General features: G+C 44.4%; 23 protein-coding genes. 10 read left to right on the top strand and 13 right to left on the bottom strand.

The features are described 5' to 3' along the window. Positions 1-112 precede the first annotated feature (112 nt). Positions 113-739 (top strand): uracil phosphoribosyltransferase, encoded by a 627-nt coding sequence (gene upp / locus ACED59_RS03005; protein ID WP_009847387.1) that lies wholly within the window; start codon positions 113-115, stop codon positions 737-739. A 160-nt stretch (positions 740-899) separates the two neighbouring features. Here upp and ACED59_RS03010 read toward each other — a convergent pair whose 3' ends face one another. After that, positions 900-2,138: a uracil-xanthine permease family protein gene (locus ACED59_RS03010; RefSeq protein ID WP_017096829.1), complete on the bottom strand. Its 1,239-nt coding sequence runs from the start codon at positions 2,136-2,138 to the stop codon at positions 900-902. Between the two features lie 277 nt (positions 2,139-2,415). Between ACED59_RS03010 and ACED59_RS03015 the strand changes: the two genes are divergently transcribed. Continuing rightward, a complete protein-coding gene (locus ACED59_RS03015) occupies positions 2,416-3,675 on the top strand; it encodes a DUF2066 domain-containing protein (RefSeq protein ID WP_029223800.1) in 1,260 nt (419 codons plus the stop codon). Between the two features lie 115 nt (positions 3,676-3,790). On the opposite strand, the gene ACED59_RS03020 is transcribed toward ACED59_RS03015, so the two are convergent. From ACED59_RS03020 to ACED59_RS03035, 4 genes are all read right to left on the bottom strand, one after another. Beyond that, positions 3,791-4,228 (bottom strand): DUF2069 domain-containing protein, encoded by a 438-nt coding sequence (locus ACED59_RS03020; protein ID WP_017096831.1) that lies wholly within the window; start codon positions 4,226-4,228, stop codon positions 3,791-3,793. Beyond that, positions 4,225-4,818: an NAD(P)H:quinone oxidoreductase gene (wrbA, locus tag ACED59_RS03025; RefSeq protein ID WP_017096832.1), complete on the bottom strand. Its 594-nt coding sequence runs from the start codon at positions 4,816-4,818 to the stop codon at positions 4,225-4,227. Before wrbA ends, ACED59_RS03020 begins: the two co-directional genes overlap by 4 nt. A 6-nt stretch (positions 4,819-4,824) precedes the next feature. Further along, positions 4,825-5,175, bottom strand: a complete 351-nt coding sequence (arsC, locus tag ACED59_RS03030; RefSeq protein WP_017096833.1) for an arsenate reductase (glutaredoxin) — start codon at positions 5,173-5,175, stop codon at positions 4,825-4,827. Positions 5,176-5,298: 123 nt separating this feature from the next. Continuing rightward, positions 5,299-6,753 carry a M48 family metallopeptidase gene (locus tag ACED59_RS03035; RefSeq protein WP_009847382.1) on the bottom strand — a complete coding sequence of 485 codons (1,455 nt, stop codon included), beginning with the start codon at positions 6,751-6,753 and terminating at the stop codon, positions 5,299-5,301. 178 nt (positions 6,754-6,931) lie between these two features. Between ACED59_RS03035 and ACED59_RS03040 the strand changes: the two genes are divergently transcribed. Beyond that, entirely contained in the window at positions 6,932-7,171 is a 240-nt protein-coding gene (locus tag ACED59_RS03040; protein WP_012604576.1) for a sulfurtransferase TusA family protein, read from the top strand. Continuing rightward, entirely contained in the window at positions 7,164-8,240 is a 1,077-nt protein-coding gene (locus tag ACED59_RS03045) for an AI-2E family transporter (RefSeq protein WP_009847379.1), read from the top strand. Before ACED59_RS03040 ends, ACED59_RS03045 begins: the two co-directional genes overlap by 8 nt. A 158-nt stretch (positions 8,241-8,398) precedes the next feature. On the opposite strand, the gene bcp is transcribed toward ACED59_RS03045, so the two are convergent. Next, on the bottom strand, positions 8,399-8,869 hold the full coding sequence (bcp, locus tag ACED59_RS03050) for a thioredoxin-dependent thiol peroxidase (RefSeq protein ID WP_009847378.1): 471 nt from the start codon (positions 8,867-8,869) through the stop codon (positions 8,399-8,401). Positions 8,870-8,881: 12 nt separating this feature from the next. Then, entirely contained in the window at positions 8,882-9,424 is a 543-nt protein-coding gene (locus tag ACED59_RS03055; protein ID WP_009847377.1) for a glycine cleavage system protein R, read from the bottom strand. Between the two features lie 372 nt (positions 9,425-9,796). Between ACED59_RS03055 and dapA the strand changes: the two genes are divergently transcribed. Further along, positions 9,797-10,675 carry a 4-hydroxy-tetrahydrodipicolinate synthase gene (gene dapA, locus ACED59_RS03060; RefSeq protein ID WP_009847376.1) on the top strand — a complete coding sequence of 293 codons (879 nt, stop codon included), beginning with the start codon at positions 9,797-9,799 and terminating at the stop codon, positions 10,673-10,675. 49 nt (positions 10,676-10,724) lie between these two features. Next, positions 10,725-11,771 carry an outer membrane protein assembly factor BamC gene (gene bamC / locus ACED59_RS03065; protein ID WP_017096835.1) on the top strand — a complete coding sequence of 349 codons (1,047 nt, stop codon included), beginning with the start codon at positions 10,725-10,727 and terminating at the stop codon, positions 11,769-11,771. Positions 11,772-11,935: 164 nt separating this feature from the next. On the opposite strand, the gene ACED59_RS03070 is transcribed toward bamC, so the two are convergent. The 4 genes from ACED59_RS03070 to ACED59_RS03085 form a co-directional block, all read right to left on the bottom strand. Beyond that, positions 11,936-12,145, bottom strand: coding sequence for a DUF2897 family protein (locus tag ACED59_RS03070; protein WP_017096836.1), 210 nt, complete (start codon positions 12,143-12,145; stop codon positions 11,936-11,938). 8 nt (positions 12,146-12,153) lie between these two features. Continuing rightward, positions 12,154-12,828 (bottom strand): M15 family metallopeptidase, encoded by a 675-nt coding sequence (locus ACED59_RS03075; RefSeq protein ID WP_017096837.1) that lies wholly within the window; start codon positions 12,826-12,828, stop codon positions 12,154-12,156. A gap of 46 nt (positions 12,829-12,874) precedes the next feature. Then, positions 12,875-14,011: a succinyl-diaminopimelate desuccinylase gene (gene dapE / locus ACED59_RS03080; protein ID WP_017096838.1), complete on the bottom strand. Its 1,137-nt coding sequence runs from the start codon at positions 14,009-14,011 to the stop codon at positions 12,875-12,877. A 96-nt stretch (positions 14,012-14,107) separates the two neighbouring features. Further along, positions 14,108-14,455, bottom strand: a complete 348-nt coding sequence (locus ACED59_RS03085; RefSeq protein ID WP_017096839.1) for an ArsC family reductase — start codon at positions 14,453-14,455, stop codon at positions 14,108-14,110. A 205-nt stretch (positions 14,456-14,660) separates the two neighbouring features. On the opposite strand from ACED59_RS03085, the gene ACED59_RS03090 reads away from it, so the two are divergent. Further along, entirely contained in the window at positions 14,661-14,948 is a 288-nt protein-coding gene (locus ACED59_RS03090) for a helix-turn-helix domain-containing protein (protein ID WP_004734273.1), read from the top strand. 56 nt (positions 14,949-15,004) lie between these two features. Here ACED59_RS03090 and ACED59_RS03095 read toward each other — a convergent pair whose 3' ends face one another. Beyond that, positions 15,005-15,337, bottom strand: coding sequence for a DUF4156 domain-containing protein (locus tag ACED59_RS03095; protein WP_017096840.1), 333 nt, complete (start codon positions 15,335-15,337; stop codon positions 15,005-15,007). Between the two features lie 12 nt (positions 15,338-15,349). Further along, positions 15,350-15,694: a DUF2956 domain-containing protein gene (locus tag ACED59_RS03100; RefSeq protein ID WP_017096841.1), complete on the bottom strand. Its 345-nt coding sequence runs from the start codon at positions 15,692-15,694 to the stop codon at positions 15,350-15,352. A 109-nt stretch (positions 15,695-15,803) separates the two neighbouring features. Here ACED59_RS03100 and ACED59_RS03105 point away from each other — a divergent pair, with 109 nt between their 5' ends. The 3 genes from ACED59_RS03105 to ACED59_RS03115 all read left to right on the top strand — a co-directional run bounded on the left by ACED59_RS03105 (position 15,804) and on the right by ACED59_RS03115 (position 18,508). Continuing rightward, complete coding sequence (locus tag ACED59_RS03105; RefSeq protein ID WP_032499208.1) at positions 15,804-16,265, top strand: DUF2919 domain-containing protein; 462 nt, start codon at positions 15,804-15,806, stop codon at positions 16,263-16,265. Between the two features lie 65 nt (positions 16,266-16,330). Beyond that, on the top strand, positions 16,331-17,254 hold the full coding sequence (locus ACED59_RS03110; RefSeq protein ID WP_017096842.1) for a Dyp-type peroxidase: 924 nt from the start codon (positions 16,331-16,333) through the stop codon (positions 17,252-17,254). A gap of 120 nt (positions 17,255-17,374) precedes the next feature. Next, positions 17,375-18,508 (top strand): flagellin, encoded by a 1,134-nt coding sequence (locus tag ACED59_RS03115; protein WP_017096843.1) that lies wholly within the window; start codon positions 17,375-17,377, stop codon positions 18,506-18,508. Positions 18,509-18,667 lie beyond the last annotated feature (159 nt).

Here is an 18,667-nt window from a genome sequence, read left to right on the forward strand (position 1 = left end):
GATTACGAAGAGCAAACGTTTGCGCGGTTTTTTTATTAGAATAAAGATTCTGAAATAACCCCACAGTTCGTGTATAATCTACAGGTTTGTTTAAATATTGCCGGAGTTGGAAATGAAAGTTGTTGAAGTGAAACACCCGCTAGTAAAACATAAAATTGGCCTGATGCGTGAAGGTGACATTAGTACTAAGCGTTTTCGTGAGCTAGCGACAGAAGTGGGTAGCCTTCTAACATACGAAGCGACATCAGACTTTGAAACTGAACGTGTAACTATTGATGGTTGGAACGGCCCAGTAGAAGTTGACCAAATTAAAGGTAAAAAGGTAACAGTAGTGCCAATCCTACGTGCAGGTCTAGGCATGATGGATGGTGTTTTAGAGCATATGCCAAGTGCTCGAATCAGTGTCGTGGGTATCTACCGTGACGAAGAAACATTAGAGCCTGTACCATACTTCAACAAGCTAGCATCTAACATTGATGAGCGTATTGCTCTAGTGGTTGATCCAATGTTAGCAACTGGCGGTTCTATGATTGCAACTCTTGACCTTCTAAAAGAGCAAGGCTGTAAAGTATTTAAAGTACTGGTACTTGTTGCTGCCCCTGAAGGTATCGCTGCACTAGAAAAAGCGCACCCAGATGTTGAGCTTTACACTGCTGCAATCGATGAGAAGCTAAACGACAAGGGCTACATTGTTCCTGGTCTTGGTGATGCTGGTGATAAGATCTTCGGTACTAAGTAATTCGGTTTCAGCTTAAGTTACGCTAAACCGTTTCTTAACTCGCTGAATTAGCCGTATTAATAAAAAGGGAGAGCATTCGATGCTCTCCCTTTTTTGATCTTGCTAGCTTGTGATGCTCTTAATTGAGGATCACAAGCCTCAACAGTTTGTTGACTTGCAGTTAGTCGATTTGGGCTTTGTCTACTACGGTGTTATCGCCTAACTCTTCTGGAAGCACTAGGTTAAGCAGAATTGCCACGATACCGCATAAGCTTACGCCTTGCAGGCTAAAGTCGCCGATGCCAAATGCCATGCCGCCAATGCCGAAGACCAAAGTAATGCCGACAATCACAAGGTTGCGTGATTTGTGTAGGTCAACTTTGTTCTGAATTAGAGTATTCAAGCCTACCGTTGCGATAGAACCAAACAGAAGAATCATGATGCCGCCCATAACAGGAACTGGAATCGTTTGAAGTAGTGCGCCTAGCTTACCTACTAATGCTAGAACAATCGCTGTTACTGCTGCCCAAGTCATGATCACTGGATTGAATGCTTTGGTCAGCATTACCGCACCCGTTACTTCACTGTACGTCGTGTTTGGTGGCGCGCCCAGCATAGAAGCAGCAATTGTTGCCACACCGTCGCCAGTAATTGTGCGGTGTAGGCCAGGTTTTTTAAGGTAGTCTTTACCGGTCACGTTAGAAATAGCAAGCATGTCACCTACGTGTTCAACAGCAGGTGCAATCGCAACAAATACCATAAAGAAGATAGCGTTGATGTTGAACTCTGGCGCTGTGAAGTTTGGCAGTGCTAGCCAAGATGCTTGCGCTACTGGTGTGAAGTCGACTGCGCCATAAACCAAGCTTGTGATGTAACCTGCGACAATACCACCGAAGATTGGCAGTAGCTTAAGGAAGCCTTTCGAGAACACACTGATGACAATGGTCACTAACAGTGAAATAGAAGAGATCCACAGTGCAGCGTCTGCATCAACAAGCTGAACCGCGCCATCGCCTGTCTTACCTAGCGCCATGTTAACCGCAACAGGCGCAAGGCCTAAGCCGATCACCATGATTACAGGGCCAACTACGACTGGTGGAAGCAGTTTGTGGATAAAGGCTACACCACGTACCTTAATTAAGGCACCCATTAATACATACACAACACCTGCTGCCATAAGGCCGCCCATGGTTGCACCTACACCCCAAGTTTGAATGCCAAACATGATAGGTGCGATGAATGCAAAAGAAGACGCAAGGAAAATAGGTACTGAACGGCGTGTAATAAGTTGGAATAAAAGGGTACCGATACCTGCCCCAAAGAGCGCTACGTTGGGATCAAGGCCTGTCAGCAGGGGCACCAGTACAAGTGCACCAAAAGCGACAAATAGCATTTGCGCACCTTGCAGAGCATTTTTCATGTTATGTCCTTAAAAATGGTCGTTATATGAAAAGCGAAAAATAAAATTCGCGGGATTCTATCACTTGGCAATCGGTTGCTATGTCAGATAGATCAAATTTATTTATATTAGTTATGTTTATCTCTATCAAAATAAGAAAAATTCAGTTTACAAGTGAACGATTTATCATGGTCAGGTGATATTTTGTGGTTATTAAACACAGTGGGTGCTAACGACCTTGCCCCTCAATCCATAGTTGCTTATCATCAAGGCACAAGCTTTGAATATTAGGATCAATATGCGCTACATAGCATTGTTGTTGATGGGACTATTAGCCTCTCCGAGTTATGCCTTAACTCAAGTAGATATCTTTAGTGCTGAAGTTGCGATTAACGCTGAAGACAAACAACCAGAACAAGTGGCAAGAAATACTGGCATGGAGCAGGTATTGATACGTGCGACTGGCCAAACTGATGTCGCGTCGAATGAGACGATTCAAAAGGCGATGCGTAAGAGTGCGCAGTACATGTCTCAAATGAGTTTTGGCGAAAGCAATGACCAATCAACATTGCGTATGCGTTTTAACGGTGCTCAAATTCGTTCACTACTGACTCAAGCGCAATTACCGTATTGGCCTGATACTCGCTCAAATATTCTTGTTTGGCTGGTAGAAGAGAGTAACTACGACAAGAACATTGTCTGGGAACACTCCAACTCACTGTTAGCTGTAGGCTTACAAGCCAATGCAAAAGAGCGCGGTTTGCCTTTGATGTTTCCTGTTGGTGATTTTGATGATGTTACGGGAGTGGCCACCTCGGATTTGTGGGGCAGCTTTGTCACACCGATTAGCAACGCGAGTCAACGTTACCCTGTTGATGCTGTTTTGGTGATTAAGGCACAGTCTTCTGGATTACGCTGGACTTTGTATGATCAAAAACCAAACCAACTGACGAGCGCGCCAAAATCGCCTGTGAGTGGTTCGGTATCGGGCAACAGCGCGACGACTTCTAAGAAGCTTGTTGACCAAATCAGTAACTACTACGCGAGTAAGAGTGCAGTAACGGTTGCGAGTGAATCTTCGGAATCAATCTTAACGCAGTTTATCAGCCTGAATAACGCGCAAGACTTCTTCCAATTGGAGAATGCACTGAAGCGTCTAAACTCGGTGGCAAGCTTAGATATTCTACAAATTCAAAACAATGAAGTGACGTTCCGAATTCATTTGTTATCGACCCAACAAGAGTTTGAACAAGAAGTTGAAAGCATTCGCCAAGTCGCGAAGGTTGAAGAGTCTTATATCGAACCTGAAGTGAGCCCAGAATTTGAAGCGCAAGATAACATTATGTCTGTAGGCGATAACTCTGCTGTTGTTACTGATGCGATGGGCAATGAAACTACGCCAAGCGTTCAAGTGATGAAAGGCAGTGAGTTATCTACAGGTGCTGAGCTAACAAATACAACTGAGGTGACGCTAGGTGAATCTGACGAGGAAGCGCTACCAGTTACAGCGCCAGTACATGCTAAGCCAAGCTTGGTATACGAATGGGTTCGCTCGTAATCGTCTACCGACATGACAGATTGATATGAAATCATGAAAAAAGCCCTGCAAGAGAAATCTCGCAGGGCTTTTTGTTTATCTGTTGTCATGTCAGATCTAGAGCATCGAATCAATATTATTGCTCGAATTTAGCTTTCTCTTTCTTTTCTACTTCGGAAAGGCGCTTCAACTTGATGCCTAACTCTTTGGCTCTAAAACGGGTAAATAATATATTGCCTGCGAAGCCTAGAGTCGTCAAAAGCAGTTCTACAGCGGCTAACAAGCGCTCTCCACCGTCTACATACATAATAGTTAACGCGTGTAGGAAGTAGAGCATTAAGACGAAATTCGCCCAAGCATGCGTATAAGGTTTGCCCGATAATATTCCCGGTAATGGTAGTAACAGCGGTATAGCCCAAGCCATCGCCAGTGTTACATTACTGAGGTGAGGGTGCGGTGAAAGTGTCATCTGCCAAGCAACCACCCAGAATAAAAGCGACAAATTGCCCGTTAAAGCAAGGTAGCGAAATAGCTTGGTTTTGGGAGACATCGGTCTCTCTGACATATACATCATTGAGGCATTCCCTTCTGGTTAATAGCGATGCGCGCTACGCGTTTGCCTAGGTTTTTCGCCAACTCAATTTCTTCTTTGCTTAATGAAGCGCTCTCTCCAGTGCTGCTTGCACCGTAAGGTGTGCCACCGGTTTGAGTGGTGTGCAGCGCAGGTTCTGAATAGGGGATGCCCACGACTAACATGCCATGATGAAGTAGAGGCTGCATCATGCTTTGCTGTGTCGTCTCTTGACCACCATGTAGTGATGAAGAGGAAGTAAATACACAAGCTGGTTTATCGATGAGATCGCCATTAATCCATAACGATGTTGTGCTATCCCAAAAGTGCTTCATTGGCCCTGCCATATTGCCAAACCATACTGGGCTGCCGAGTGCTAAACCATCGCAAGAACGGAGATCTTGTAAGGTCGCAATAGGATCTGTTGGTTGATAGCGCGAATCCGGCTGCTCTTCTACCGTATACACGTTGTTCACCGTTCTTAGCATGGCTTCGCAGTTCGGGATGGATTCCACCCCTCGAGCGATTTGCCTTGCTAGCGCTTGGGTGTTGCCGTGTCGACTATAGTAGAGAACAAGAATGTTGATGCTCATATTGGATTACAGAATCTCTAGTACTTGTTCTGGTGGACGACCAATTTTTGCTTTGTTGTTCGCGACAACTACTGGACGTTCAAACAGTTTTGGATTCGTTGCCATCGCAGCGAAAAGATCTTCATCAGTCACTGATGCGTCACCAAGGTTCGCTTCTTTGTAATCCGCTTCTTTGGTACGCATCATGTCGCGAACACTCTCAAAACCAAGCTGAGTGAAAAGCACTTTCAGCTGTTCAACAGTCAAAGGCGTATCTAGGTATTTGATCACCTCTGGCTGTACGCCGTTTGCTTCAAGCAGTTCGAGAGTTTGACGGCTCTTTGAGCAGCGTGGGTTATGATAAATCACGACAGACATGGTTCTTCCTCATTATTGTTTTTGATTTAATCGTTCAGTCGAAGCCAACTGAGTGGCTTCTTATTGTGTAACGTCGAGCTTTCTTTGTATTTTGGCAACGAGCTTCGCTACCAGTCATTATACTTATTGCAACGATAAGAAGCGTTCGCGCTGTATCATTAGTTGATCAATTCGAGCGTCATAACGTGCTTGTTTTAGGCTGCCTAGTTCCGCGATTTGGCTCGCCTGCGTGTAGTACTGAATCGCTTTGTTCCAGTTGGCTTGCAGTGCCAAGATCTCTGCCCTAGCAGACAGTTCTTCATCGCTGTTACCAAGGTTTGTATTTGCCTTTGAAAGCAGGTACCACCCATTGGTGTCGTTCGGGTTATCGTGCGTGTAACGTTGCAACACGCGAACGGCTTCCTGTAGGTCTTCATTTTCGATCAGTGCATTGGCGTAGTTTATGGTTAGAACTGAGTTGTTTGGTTGACGCTCAAGTGCTGACTTAAGTTCTTTAATCGCAATCTCAGGCTTTTTCTGTTCAATGTGCAGATCTGAAATAGCATCCAGATAGAACAAGTTGGTTGGGTCGCTATTCATCAGCTTGGTCAGAATCGGTTCTGCTTTATCTAGTTTTTTTGAATCTAGGTAAACCAGTGCTTGTCCATACTCTAATGATGGAACCAAGGCTTTGGGGGCTTTCTTCAGCTTTCGCTCAAACCAATCAAGAGCTGCATCATTATTGATACCAGCATAGCGCGCAACAATACGGGCTCTTGCTAAATGGTAATCCAATGACGGAGCCAGTTTTAGTGGGGTATAGCTACGAGCACGAGCGCGTGAATCTGTGATTCGGTCTTCAGGCAACGGGTGAGTTAATAGCATTGGTGGCGGTGTGCTTGCATAGCGGTATTCATCAGCTAAGCGACCAAAGAAACGTGGCATCGCGTTTACATCGAACCCTGCTTTTGCCAGCGTGTTGATGCCAAAGCGGTCGGCTTCTTTTTCATTACTTCGGGTGTAGTTTATTTGGCTTTGCATGTTACCAGCAGTTGTTGCAGTGATCGCTGCGATACCGGCTTCTGGTGCTGCAATCGCTAATAATACAGAAGCGGCCAGTGCTGCGATGGTTGCAGGAGAGCGGCGAGCTTGATCTTCCATACTACGTGCTAAGTGACGCTGGGTAACGTGCGCGATTTCGTGCGCCAATACGGAAGCGAGTTCACTTTCAGACTGTGCATGCAAGAACAAACCTGAGTGCAAAGCAACATAACCACCAAAAAAAGCAAAAGCGTTGATGTTTCGGTCACGGATCATAAAGAACTGGAAAGGTGTCTTTACATCATTTGCGTTCGCAACAAGGCGATGGCCAAGCGTGTCAATGTATTGGTTTAGAACCGGGTCGTTTACGATAGGCTGGCTGCTTCTGATGATGCGCATGTAGGCATCACCATAGATAAGTTCTTGGTCGATAGTGAGTGTGCCGCCAGCCGCGGTGCCGATATCGGGAAGCTCCAAACCATTGGTATTTGCCAACGTTGGAGTGCTTAATGTAGCTGCGATGCATAAGCAAGCAATTGAGCGAGCGCGTTTAAACATATTAGTCAGTAATACTCCGTTTCTTCTGACAGTAAGACAAGTGCAATGCAAATTGGTTCTCTATCTGATGTAACCTTTATCAAGTGCGTGCGCTATCATGAAGGAAGATGAATGAATGATGGCGCGTTTTCAAAAACAGATTACAATACGACCCTTATAATAAGCATCGAGCTAAAGAATGACACCTAATATTCTAGATTTACGCCAAGAGCGCTGTCCAATGGCACTATTATTAGCCAAGCGTCACAGTGTAAAGTTAGAAGTAGGGCAATCATTGTCAATTTATGTCTCTGATAACAGCTCGATGAAAGATATTGTTACTTTTTTGTCTAAGCAAGCCTATGACGTCATCGTAGAGGTTTGCTCTAATTACCATCATCTCCTCGTCACTAAAAAGGAATTGCAGTCAAATGCTTGAAATGGTCAATCGTTGGTATAAACGACGTTTCTCTGATCCCCATGCTGTCAGCTTGGTTGCCATCATTCTCTTCGGCTTTATTACGATCTACTTCTTTGGTCACCTCATTGCCCCACTTTTGGTGGCTATTGTTTTGGCTTATCTGCTTGAGTGGCCGGTTACTCAACTTCAAAGACTCGGTGTTCCAAGAACCCCATCAGTGATGTTGGTGATTTTAATGTTCTTTAGCGTGATGTTACTTGCGCTGTTTGGTCTAGTACCAACGATTTGGGAACAGGTAGGTAACCTTATCAATGATATTCCAAGCATGTATGGTGGCTTACAGAAGTTCATCGCAACCATTCCTGAGCGTTACCCTGAACTAGCAAACCTGCAGATCGTAGAATCGATTGTGTCCAATGCGAAAAACAAAGCATTAGGCTTTGGCGAAAGCGTTGTGAAGGGCTCTTTAGCTTCTCTTGTTAGTTTGGCGACGCTTGCGGTTTACCTGATTCTTGTACCGCTGCTGATTTTCTTCCTTTTGAAAGACAAAGAAGAGATGATCAGTATGGCAAGTGGTGTTCTGCCTAAGAACCGTCGTCTAGCGACCAAGGTTTGGGTAGAGATGAATCAACAAATCTCAAATTACATTCGCGGTAAGGTGCTTGAGATTTTGATCGTCGGTGGTGTCAGCTACGTAACCTTTGCGATTCTGGATTTACGTTATTCAGCACTGCTGGCTGTTGCGGTTGGTTTCTCGGTATTGATTCCTTACATCGGTGCGGCGGCTGTGACCGTTCCAGTCGCGATTGTTGGCCTGTTCCAGTGGGGCTTAGAACCTCAGTTTTATTGGTTGCTTCTCGCTTACGGTATTATCCAAGCGTTAGATGGTAACGTGCTCGTTCCTGTTCTGTTCTCTGAAGCAGTGAACCTACACCCAGTAGCGATTATTGTAGCGGTGTTGGTGTTTGGCGGACTGTGGGGGTTCTGGGGAGTGTTCTTTGCGATCCCTCTAGCCACGCTAGTGAAAGCGGTTTGGAATGCCTTACCGAGTCACGCTCTCGATGATGACCCTGAACACCAATCGTAATTGAACGCGCTATCAATTTGAATGCGCTATCAATTTTAATAAGTACAAAAAGGCCGAATATCCATGATATTCGGCCTTTTGGCATTTGGCTTAGTAGTGAGTAGTGTATTTAGATTCGCTAGGTGCGAATTTAGAGAATCAACTCACTAAAATCAACATTAAGCTTCTGGATTGAAGTAGTCTAGAACCACTTCGTGGTGAGTCTTTGTTTTGAACTTGTTGAAGACATGTTCAATCTGACCTTCTTCATCAATTAGGAAGCTAATACGGTGAAGACCGTCGTACACTTTGCCCATAAATTTCTTCTCGCCCCAAACACCAAACTGTTCAGCAACACTGTGGTCTTCATCAGATAGAAGTGTGAAGTTCAGAGATTTCTTCGCAACGAAATTTGGTAAGCGTTTAACTGGGTCAACACTCACACCTAGAACAACCACATTCAGATCATCAAGCTGTGCTTTGATATCACGCAGGCCTTCCGCTTGCACAATACAACCTGGAGTCATTGCTTTTGGGTAAAAATAGAAAAGGACTTTTTTACCTTTGAAGTCACCAAGAGATACGATATTGCCATCTTGATCTGGAAGAGAAAAAGCAGGTGCTGGAACACCAGCCGTTAGCGTATTCATGATATTTCCTTTTTAAAAACTGTTTTTGATAAAGTTGAGCGAGCCTTGTACGGATAGGCTCTGACACAGCGCGTCGAATTCTTCTTGTAGCTGCATCAAATTACATTCTGATTGCACAGAAGCGGTAATAGAGATATGGAATTGGTCGTTGTCGAGCTGAACTTTAGATTTATTGATGGTTCGCGCACTTAACGAATCGAGGCCGATGTTTCGGTCTGCGAAGAACTGGGTAAACTGCTCGGTAAGGCCGATTTTATCGTCTGACTCAACGAACACCTCTACTGTGTAAGAGTTCTCAATAACATCATGAGTTGAGGTTCGCTTCATAATCGTAATCAAGTCGTGCTCTTGTCCAAGCAAGGGCAGGGTGGTTTCAACGCGGGTGATGTTGTTTGCCTTTCCAGACAGTAGCATGATAAGCGTAAATTCTTCGCCAAATTGAGCGATACGGCTATCAATAATGTTACAGCCTGATTGGGTGACTAAATGAACCACTTGGTTGCATACACCTGGGCGATCTGTGCCCACAGCTGTGATTACTAGATGTTGAGTCATAAAATCACGTCTCTTATATTCCATTGATTCATGCATGTTAGCACAGTTAGCTAGAGGAATAAGTGTGTGCTTGGGGCTTTTATGAGGTACTTTGCTTCAAATATGTAACAAGTAATAGGAATATTTAGAGTGTTCAAAATTCAAAGAGTGGTGTGAGAGTATTGCTTACTTGTTACTGACATCGAGTGCTGAGCTATTCGCTAGATTGAGTGTAGGTTACCCAAATTCTAGGTCGAACGCGGTTATAAGTCGTTTTACCTCAAACATACGACAATATTTACTGCAGATGTTGCTGGTAAGCCACTTTAATGTCTTGTGTTTATTGATTGGCTTACAGTAACATGCAAAAAGAATAAATTAAGGGAGATAGACATGTTTTCAGGAAGTATCGTTGCGCTAGTTACACCATTTAATACAGATGGTGAAGTGGATTTCGACAGCCTTAAAAAGTTAGTTGATCACCATGTTGCAGCAGGTAGTGATGGTCTGGTTGCGGTTGGCACAACTGGTGAGTCTTCAACACTCACTATTGAAGAGCATGTCAAAGTCGTCAATAAGGTCGTTGAATTTGCTGATGGCCGTATTCCTGTTATAGCTGGTACGGGTGCAAACGCAACTCACGAATCTGTACTTTTCAGCCGTTTGCTCAATGGTTCTGGTATTGCTGGTTGCCTGAGCGTAACGCCGTACTACAACAAACCGACTCAAGAAGGTTTGTACCAACATTACAAAGCAATTGCTGAAGTCAGTGACGTTCCACAGATCCTTTACAATGTACCTGGTCGCACTGCGGTAGACTTGTTGCCAGAAACGGTTGCTCGCCTTGCAGAGATCGAAAACATCGTTGCACTTAAAGATGCGACGGGTGATCTCGAAAGAATTGCAATTCACCGTGAACTTTGTGGCGAAGACTTTATCTTACTAAGTGGTGATGACTTAACTGGTCTTGAATTTGTTAAGCGTGGTGGCGATGGCGTGATCTCTGTAACGAACAATGTTGCAGCTGCTGATATGGCGACTATGTTCAAGCTAGCGAAGGAGGGCAAGTTTGAGGAAGCAGAAGCGATCAATGAGCGTTTGATGCCTCTACATAAGAATTTGTTCGTTGAGTCTAACCCTATTCCCGTAAAATGGGCGGTTCACAAAATGGGTCTGATTGCTGAAGGTGGCTTACGTCTACCACTGACTGAACTGTCAAAACCAGCTCAACCTGTTGTTGCTCAAGCAATGACTGAAGCGTGCATTTACTAAAAACGTATAAAGCAATGCCGAAGCGAACCTTCGGCATTTAGGAGTATAAATGAAGTATTCTCACCAGCTAGTGATCGGTTCACTGGCTGTTTTCGTTCTTACAGCATGTTCTGGCAGCCCGACTCAACGTCGCCAAGCCAAAGATGATTTTGAATACTTAGAAACACCTGAGTTTTCACAATGGCAATTGCCTGAAGATGCTCAGCCTCAGTTTTACCCAAACTTTGATATCCCAAGCGGTGAATTCAGTGGTGGTACCGGTCGTCAAGTGGATATTCGTCCTCCTCAACAGGTTCTTGAACTGATCCCAGGTGCTCGTACTGAGCGTCAAAATGGTGAAGTGACGTTATGGCTCCTTCGTGCTGAAGAGGCTGACCGAGTATGGCAAACGGCTGTAGATATGCTGACCCAGCGTAATATCGGCATTCGTGAACAGTCAGAAAATGACATTGAGACTGATTGGGTTACGTGGGTTTCTGAAGATGAAGAAGTTGAGATTGGTAGCCGCTACTCTATCTCACGTTTTCAGGCGAACAATCGCCATGGTTTCAAGATTAACCTGATTGATTGGCGTGAAGGTTCTGAAGAGAAGCCAGTATCGGCAACCAATAAAGAACGCTACAACGCGTTCCTAACGAACCTAGTGATGGCGAGATACGATGCAGATCTTCGTGCTGAAGCGGCACTGAAAGCACAAGAGTTGGTGAAACGTATTCCTATTTCAATGGGGTCGGACCGCAGTGGTTTCCCTGTGATCATTGCTCGTACACCATACAATGTATTGTGGCAACGTCTACCTACCTTGCTACCGACGATGGGCTTCGAACTTGAAGAGCGTAACCAGTCTCAAGGTACAGTGAAAGCTAAGTATGCCGCGCCAGATGATGAATTCTGGGAAGAGATTGGCCTACAGCCTATTGACTTAGCGCCAGGTACTTACACCTTCTTGTTTGGTGATCTTGGCAACCGTACATCGATCAACGTAACGGATGCAACAGGTAAGCCTGTAGAAGAAGAGCTACTTAAGTCAATGGTACCGGTATTAGCACACGTTGCAGACCAAACCAAAGACAAGAAAGAAGCAAAATCTGAATAAGCACTGAGCAAATTTAGAAGAAAAAAAAGAGGACATACAATGTCCTCTTTTTTATGTTTGTTAGTCAGTGTTTTATGTGCGTGTTGTCAATTTATGTTGTTATTTCGCTAACAAGGAGTCACACGCACCTGACTTGTTGGGGCTAGCGCATCAAGGGCGTTAAGCTAAATGTTTTTGCTGTCAGTCGACTCATCTTTTTGAGCTTTCTCTTGGTTCTGTTTATCCAATTGATTGAGCTTGTCTAAGTCTTTTTCTGTTTTGTTACGACCTGTCAGATCCATATTAGCGGTCTGTTTGAGCGCAGCAATATTACCCACCACAACGCTAACCACGATGATGATGATAACCCAAGGGTTTGTAAGCCACTCTAACATAAGCGCTCCTAATGACTGATATTCGCCACGAAGCGCGCATAGATCTCGTCTAGCTGCTCCGCAATAATTTCATACCCTAATATTGGCTTAGATTGGAGTTGCTTGCCAAGTAAAGTGGGAGATAACTGTGATAAACACAACTGTGAAACTTTACGGTGGCTTATATGCCAAGGTTCTATCGCCACACCACCAAGGTCTTGGCTGTAAGGAAAGAAGAATCCAAACTGAGATGCGTTGGCAGACAGCCATTGGTAAAACACTTGCTGGTGGCCAGTGAGGTATTCCCATGGTTCCAGTTGTAGCTGAGTCCCCTCAGGTAAGTGATTACGAGCAAAGACATCAAAGTCACAACCCCAATGGTGACGACTCGCTCCGGGAAGCGCAGACCACCTAAGAATCGCCGACAACTTTTGATGTTCACTGAGTGTTGAAGCATCCAGTGGTTGGCTTTCTGAGTCTAATATCGGTGCTTCACCAGAAAACTTGCGGTTCCAAATCAGAGATTGCCTTTCATAGTCGCGAAAGCCACTGGCAATCTCCATTTTAAAACCAGCGACTTGAGCAGCTTCAATCAAATTGTTTAGGTCATCTTTGACATCACTGTGGACCAAGAAGGTTTTGCTGCCAATCAGGCTAGGTTCCAGATGAGAATCTGATTGTCCGGTAAGCTGCTCTGGTGTCATAACGTGTCTCTCAATAATTAGATGCTATTAATCGCTGATGAAAGAACTATTTAGCGAACAGGTTCACTAGTGTTCTTTCGTACATGTCGGTTAGTTTCTCTAAATCAGCCACTTTCACGCACTCGTTAACCTTGTGAATGGTTGCATTCACAGGGCCTAGTTCTACCACTTGTCCTTTCATGCGCGCAATAAAGCGTCCGTCAGAAGTACCACCTGTGGTAAGCAGTGCTGGCTTGACATCATTCACGTGACCTACTGCATCGACAATAGCATCAAGCAACGAGCCTGCGTCGGTTAAGAACGGGTCGCCATTGAATGTCCATTTTAAATCGTATTCGAAATCGTACTTGTCGAGTGTATTTGTGATTCTTTCAACGATGATGTCGTTGTTTAACTCTGTGCTAAAGCGAAGGTTAAACTGAACATTAAATTCACCAGGAATCACGTTTGATGCGCCAGTGCCCGCACTTACATTTGGGATCTGGAAGCTGGTTGGTGGGAAATAATCATTACCTTTGTCCCACTCGGTCGTCGCCAATTCATTGATCGCAAGCAGGGAGCTGTGTACCGGGTTGTTCGCAAGGTGAGGGTAGGCAACGTGACCTTGTGTGCCTTTAATCGTTAGATCGCCAGTGATAGAACCACGACGGCCGTTCTTTACGACATCACCTACGTACTCAGTACTTGATGGTTCGCCAACAATACACATGTCGATGTTCTCACCACGAGCCATCAATGCTTCGACAACGCGCACTGTCCCGTTGATGAACGGGCCTTCTTCATCTGACGTGATAAGGAAACCGATTGAGCCTGTGTGATCAGGGTGCTTAGCAATGAACTGTTCTACAGCCACAACCATTGAAGCCAGAGAACCTTTCATATCTGCCGCGCCGCGACCGTGTAGGAAACCATCTACGATAGTCGGTTCAAATGGCTTAGTGTTCCACTGCTCAATTGGGCCTGCAGGTACAACATCAGTGTGACCAGCAAAAGCAAATAGGGGGGCTTCGGTACCACGGCGAGCCCAGAAGTTCGTCGTATCTTCAAATACCATCACTTCGATTTCGAAACCTAGCGCTTTTAAGCGTTCAATCATCAGGTCTTGGCAGCCTGCATCTTCTGGTGTTACCGATTGACGGCTGATTAGGTCTTTTGCCAGAGCCAAAGTTGGGCTGTCTGTCATCCTTGAGTTCCTTGTTTAAATTAAACGTCTAGTCATTAATTTCAGGCGTTGAACAGGGGAAGTTCAACGCTTTGTTATCTGTTCTAATACAGCTGATTACGCAAAAATAGCAGCGTATTGATCAGCTTTGAAGCCAATATGAAGCTTGCCATCGACTTTCAAGATAGGGCGCTTGATCATTGCTGGTTGTTCAACAAGCAGAGCAACGGCTTTTTCTTCCGTTAGCGTGTCTTTTTGCTCTTGAGAAAGTTGGCGGTAAGTCGTCCCACGTTTGTTTAGCACAAGCTCCCAACCAAGCTCTGAACAGAAGCTTGTTACCAACTCTTCGGTGATGCCTTGTTTACGATAATCGTGAAATTCGAACTCAATACCTTCAGCTTCTAGCCATTTTTTTGCTTTTTTGATGGTGTCGCAATTCGGAATGCCAAACATAGTGATAGTCATTATTCTTCCTTTGGGTGATTTTATTTCGTTGTTATGAGTTGAATCCTATCAGGAAGCGGCAATTCAGACAAAATAGAGTGAGGAATATTTCATAGAGTGAAAAAAAACAGTAAGAAAATGTCACTATTGGAGACTTATTGATCAGCCTCAACATGTTGTCAGCAAAAAAAGAAATAATTGAGTTGCACATATATAGGAGGTGTCAATGGAGTTGAGTCCTGTTTTTGCAAGGCGGCTATATTTAGCATTGTTAGTGGAAAGCCTTGATAGGCCAAATGTGCCTAAACTCATCGAAAAAACGGGGTGGCCTCGTCGTACTATTCAAGATGTACTCAAGGCGTTACCGGGGATCGGTATTGAACTTATGTTTGTTCAAGATGGGCGACGTCATAATGATGGCTATTACCAATTATCCGACTGGGGGCCATTTGACAGTCAATGGGTTATCCAGCGTAAAGGCGATATAGCAACAAGCCTTGGATTTAGTGCATAAGCCAGCGAAAGCTGGCTTTCTTCTTTCTTCTCCTTACCGATTAGCGATAAGTCGAATTAGCGACACCGATAAGCGGTGCCCAACATGGTTACGGAAGTCGCAAAATCTTGGGGAAGTGTGAAAATTACGGTGTCCGCACCTAATCCAATAGCATTGGACTTTAGCTCATTCATTGCGCCTTGAATTAGAGTGTCGTTCGGGTAAAACAGGTAACTATACCAGTGACCTTCGCTGCCGGTCACTTCGCCTTTATATTCGCACTCGTTGATATCAATCAGTCCGTGGTAATCCATTTGTACTTGGTCAGATTCGCTATGTGGGACTGTTGTCGGTGTCGTGCACCCAACTAATATGCCTGTCATAGCTAAAGCGACTAATTCTTTTTTCATACATTTATCCTGCTATTTCATCAAATAAATCGCGAAACCTACCCAGCTTGCGATCAATAGTAACCACGACAATTTGTTGGCGTGATTTGATGTTGTTTCAACAATTGTGTCTACATTGTTCTCTTCGTCTAGATTAGTTTGTTGAGTTTGCTTCTCTTTCTGTACGCGTTTTCTTGCTTTATCGGCTTGGCGGCTGCGTTCTTTTTGCTGTTTCTTATAAAGTGCGATGCCTTTTTCGATACCTTGAGCAATTAATTTTGTTTGTTCTTTGGTTTGAGCTGGCTTTTGCGTCGCTTTGGCTATCTTCAGTGCTTCTTGTTGAGATTCAACAGACGGTGTATTAGTTTTCTTTTTCATACTGAGTTCGACAATTAAAACGGATTAACCAATAAGATAACGCAAACCTAGTTAAGTATGAATGATTTGCGTTAAAGTGTTGGTTTGAAAACAAGTGAAAGTGAGAGTTGTGCGGTACTCCATAGAACAATACGATAAACACGGCTTTTTGAAAGCCCCAATCTTATTATGGTTAGGTTGGCTGTTTCTTGCGAAAGCTTTGGTCGTTTTCATTGTTGCGGGCGCAAGCCGAGAGTCGGGAACGGATATTCTTGAGACCATCTATCCAGACCACCAGATGTTTTATGTCGGGATTGCGTTGAGTGTCCCTAGTTTGTTATTGATGTGGTTGTTTGGACTAAGATCTCCAGATAGAAAGCGCCTTAACAAAGTCGTGTCATGGGGGCGTTGGGTTACCATGATGGCTATCTTGGCACAGGGCTCCCATACAATTTATTTAATCTATTTGGATAACGGATGGTTCCGTTGGTCAAATGCTATCACCCTATTATTGCTCCTCTGGTTAGCGCTTTATTTAACCAATAGCCATGCCGCTAGGGATTGCTTTAAAGTGGTTGAGCACGAAGACTGATTCTCATCAAAACATTTGTACCATTCACAATTATACTTAGAAGCTAAAACTGGAAGGAATAATCTATGCTTAATGTTTTAAATGAGCAGCCTAACGTTCAAAGTGCTATTTTGCCTGAAGCTGGGCCTTTCGCTCTTTACGTTCAACTTAAAGTGAACGCTAATACTGCTAATGTACTAGCAGAAATTCAAAAGCTTCCGACTCTAATCGACGAGCTAAACCAAACTCAACCTGATGCGAACCTAACGGCGTCGATAGCGTTCTCAAAAACTTTTTGGGATAAGTTCGAGCAAGCTGCTCCCTCTGATCTAATTGATTTTCCTGCGCTTGGTGAAGGTGATATCACAGCACCGAGCACACTGTCTGATGTTCTGATTCACTGTCATTCAAACCGACATGACCTACACTTCTTCATCCTACGTAAATTGCTATCTGAAGTAGCTGCGGACGTGGAAGTGGTAGATGAAACTTACGGTTACCGTTTCCTAGACTCACGTGACATGACTGATTTCGTTGATGGCACTGAAAACCCGAAAGACGCGCAGCGTGCTGAAGTGGCGATTGTGCCTGAAGGTGAATTCGCAGGTGGTAGCTACGTAATGGTGCAGCGTTTTGTGCATAACCTGCCAGCTTGGAATAGATTAAACGTATCGGCACAAGAGAAAGTGGTTGGCCGTACCAAGCCAGATTCGATCGAGCTAGACGATGTTCCAGCGGCGTCTCACGTTGGCCGTGTGGATATCAAAGAAGAAGGCAAGGGTCTTAAAATCGTTCGTCATAGCCTGCCTTACGGCACAGCAACGGGCGATCACGGCTTACTGTTCATTGCTTACTGTAACGTTCGTCATAATTTTGATGCGATGTTAGAGAGTATGTACGGCGAAACAGATGGCAAAACAGACCAACTGCTTCGCTTTACTAAAGCCGTTACTGGCGCTTACTACTTTGCTCCTTCAGCTGAGATGTTGAGTGTACTAACGATTAAGTAAGTCGTCTCAAATAGAATAAACAAAGGGAGCCTCATGGCTCCTTTTTTTTAAAGTTTTATATAAATAGGTCGATACAAGAGCAATCGTAAGTTTTATTCATCTTTTTGTAAGTGAAGGTCTATGGCTATAACTGTTAATACGAATGTTTCAGCATTAGTGGCTCAGAGGAATCTCTCTAATGCCAATAACATGCTGAACCAATCTTTGGAGCGCTTGGCTTCAGGGAGTCGTATTAATAGTGCAAAAGACGATGCTGCTGGCTTACAAATCTCCAATCGATTAGAAGCACAGATGAGCGGCATCGATGTTGCGGTTCGAAATGCTAACGACGGTATCTCCATTATGCAGACAGCAGAAGGGGCGATGAATGAAACCACCAATATCATGCAACGCATGCGAGACCTGTCACTGCAAGCGACTAATGGTTCGAATAGCCAATCGGAAAGGACGGCTATTCAAGAAGAAGTAACCGCCTTAAATGATGAGTTGAACCGAATTGCGGAAACCACTTCATTTGGTGGGAAAAAGCTCCTTAACGGCAGTTTTGGTAGCTCGTCATTTCAAATCGGTGGTAGCTCTGGTGAGGCGGTGCAGATAGGTTTGAAAAACATGCGCACCGATGATATCAACATGGGCGGCTTTAGCTATGTTGCCAATGGCATGGCAAGTGACTCGTGGGAAGTTAAATCCAACCAGACAGATATGACGATGGCGTTTACCGATCGTTTTGGTCAGCCTCAAGAGATCAACATTAATGCCAAGGCGGGCGATGACATTGAAGAGCTAGCGACTTATATCAATGGTCAAACGGATCTGGTTTCGGCTTCCGTCAATGATGAAGGGCAGCTTCAGATCTACATGTCAGGCGAAGACACGGCAGGCACGATCTCTTTCTCAGGCTCGTTAGCCAGTGAGCTTTCGATGTCGGCGGGTTATTACGAGTCAGTCGATGATATTAATGTCACTGATGTTGGTGGAGCACAGCGCGCCGTGTCTATTTTGGATACAGCGATGAAGTATGTTGATAGTCACCGTTCTGAACTCGGGGCGATGCAAAACCGCTTTGATCATGCGATTAATAACCTTGAAAATGTTCATGAGAACTTGGGGGCATCAAACAGTCGAATCAAAGATACAGACTACGCCAAAGAAACCACTCAAATGCTCAAACAACAAATACTGCAGCAAGTCAGTACCACTATTTTAGCTCAAGCTAAGCAAGCGCCGAACTTAGCTTTAACGCTGCTAGGCTAATAAATTAGGTCAATTCTTATAAAGGTATTCTCGGTTAACTAAAGTCCTTTGGTTAATTAAAATACAATATTTCCCCCGGCTGACTTTTCGACAACTTTAGCCTTTTTCTCATCTTTTTTTGATAATTTCACTGCCAGTCACGCTTTCTTATCCTTTCTC

The organism is Vibrio sp. FF266, from assembly GCF_041439695.1.
GTDB lineage: Bacteria > Pseudomonadota > Gammaproteobacteria > Enterobacterales > Vibrionaceae > Vibrio > Vibrio tasmaniensis_A.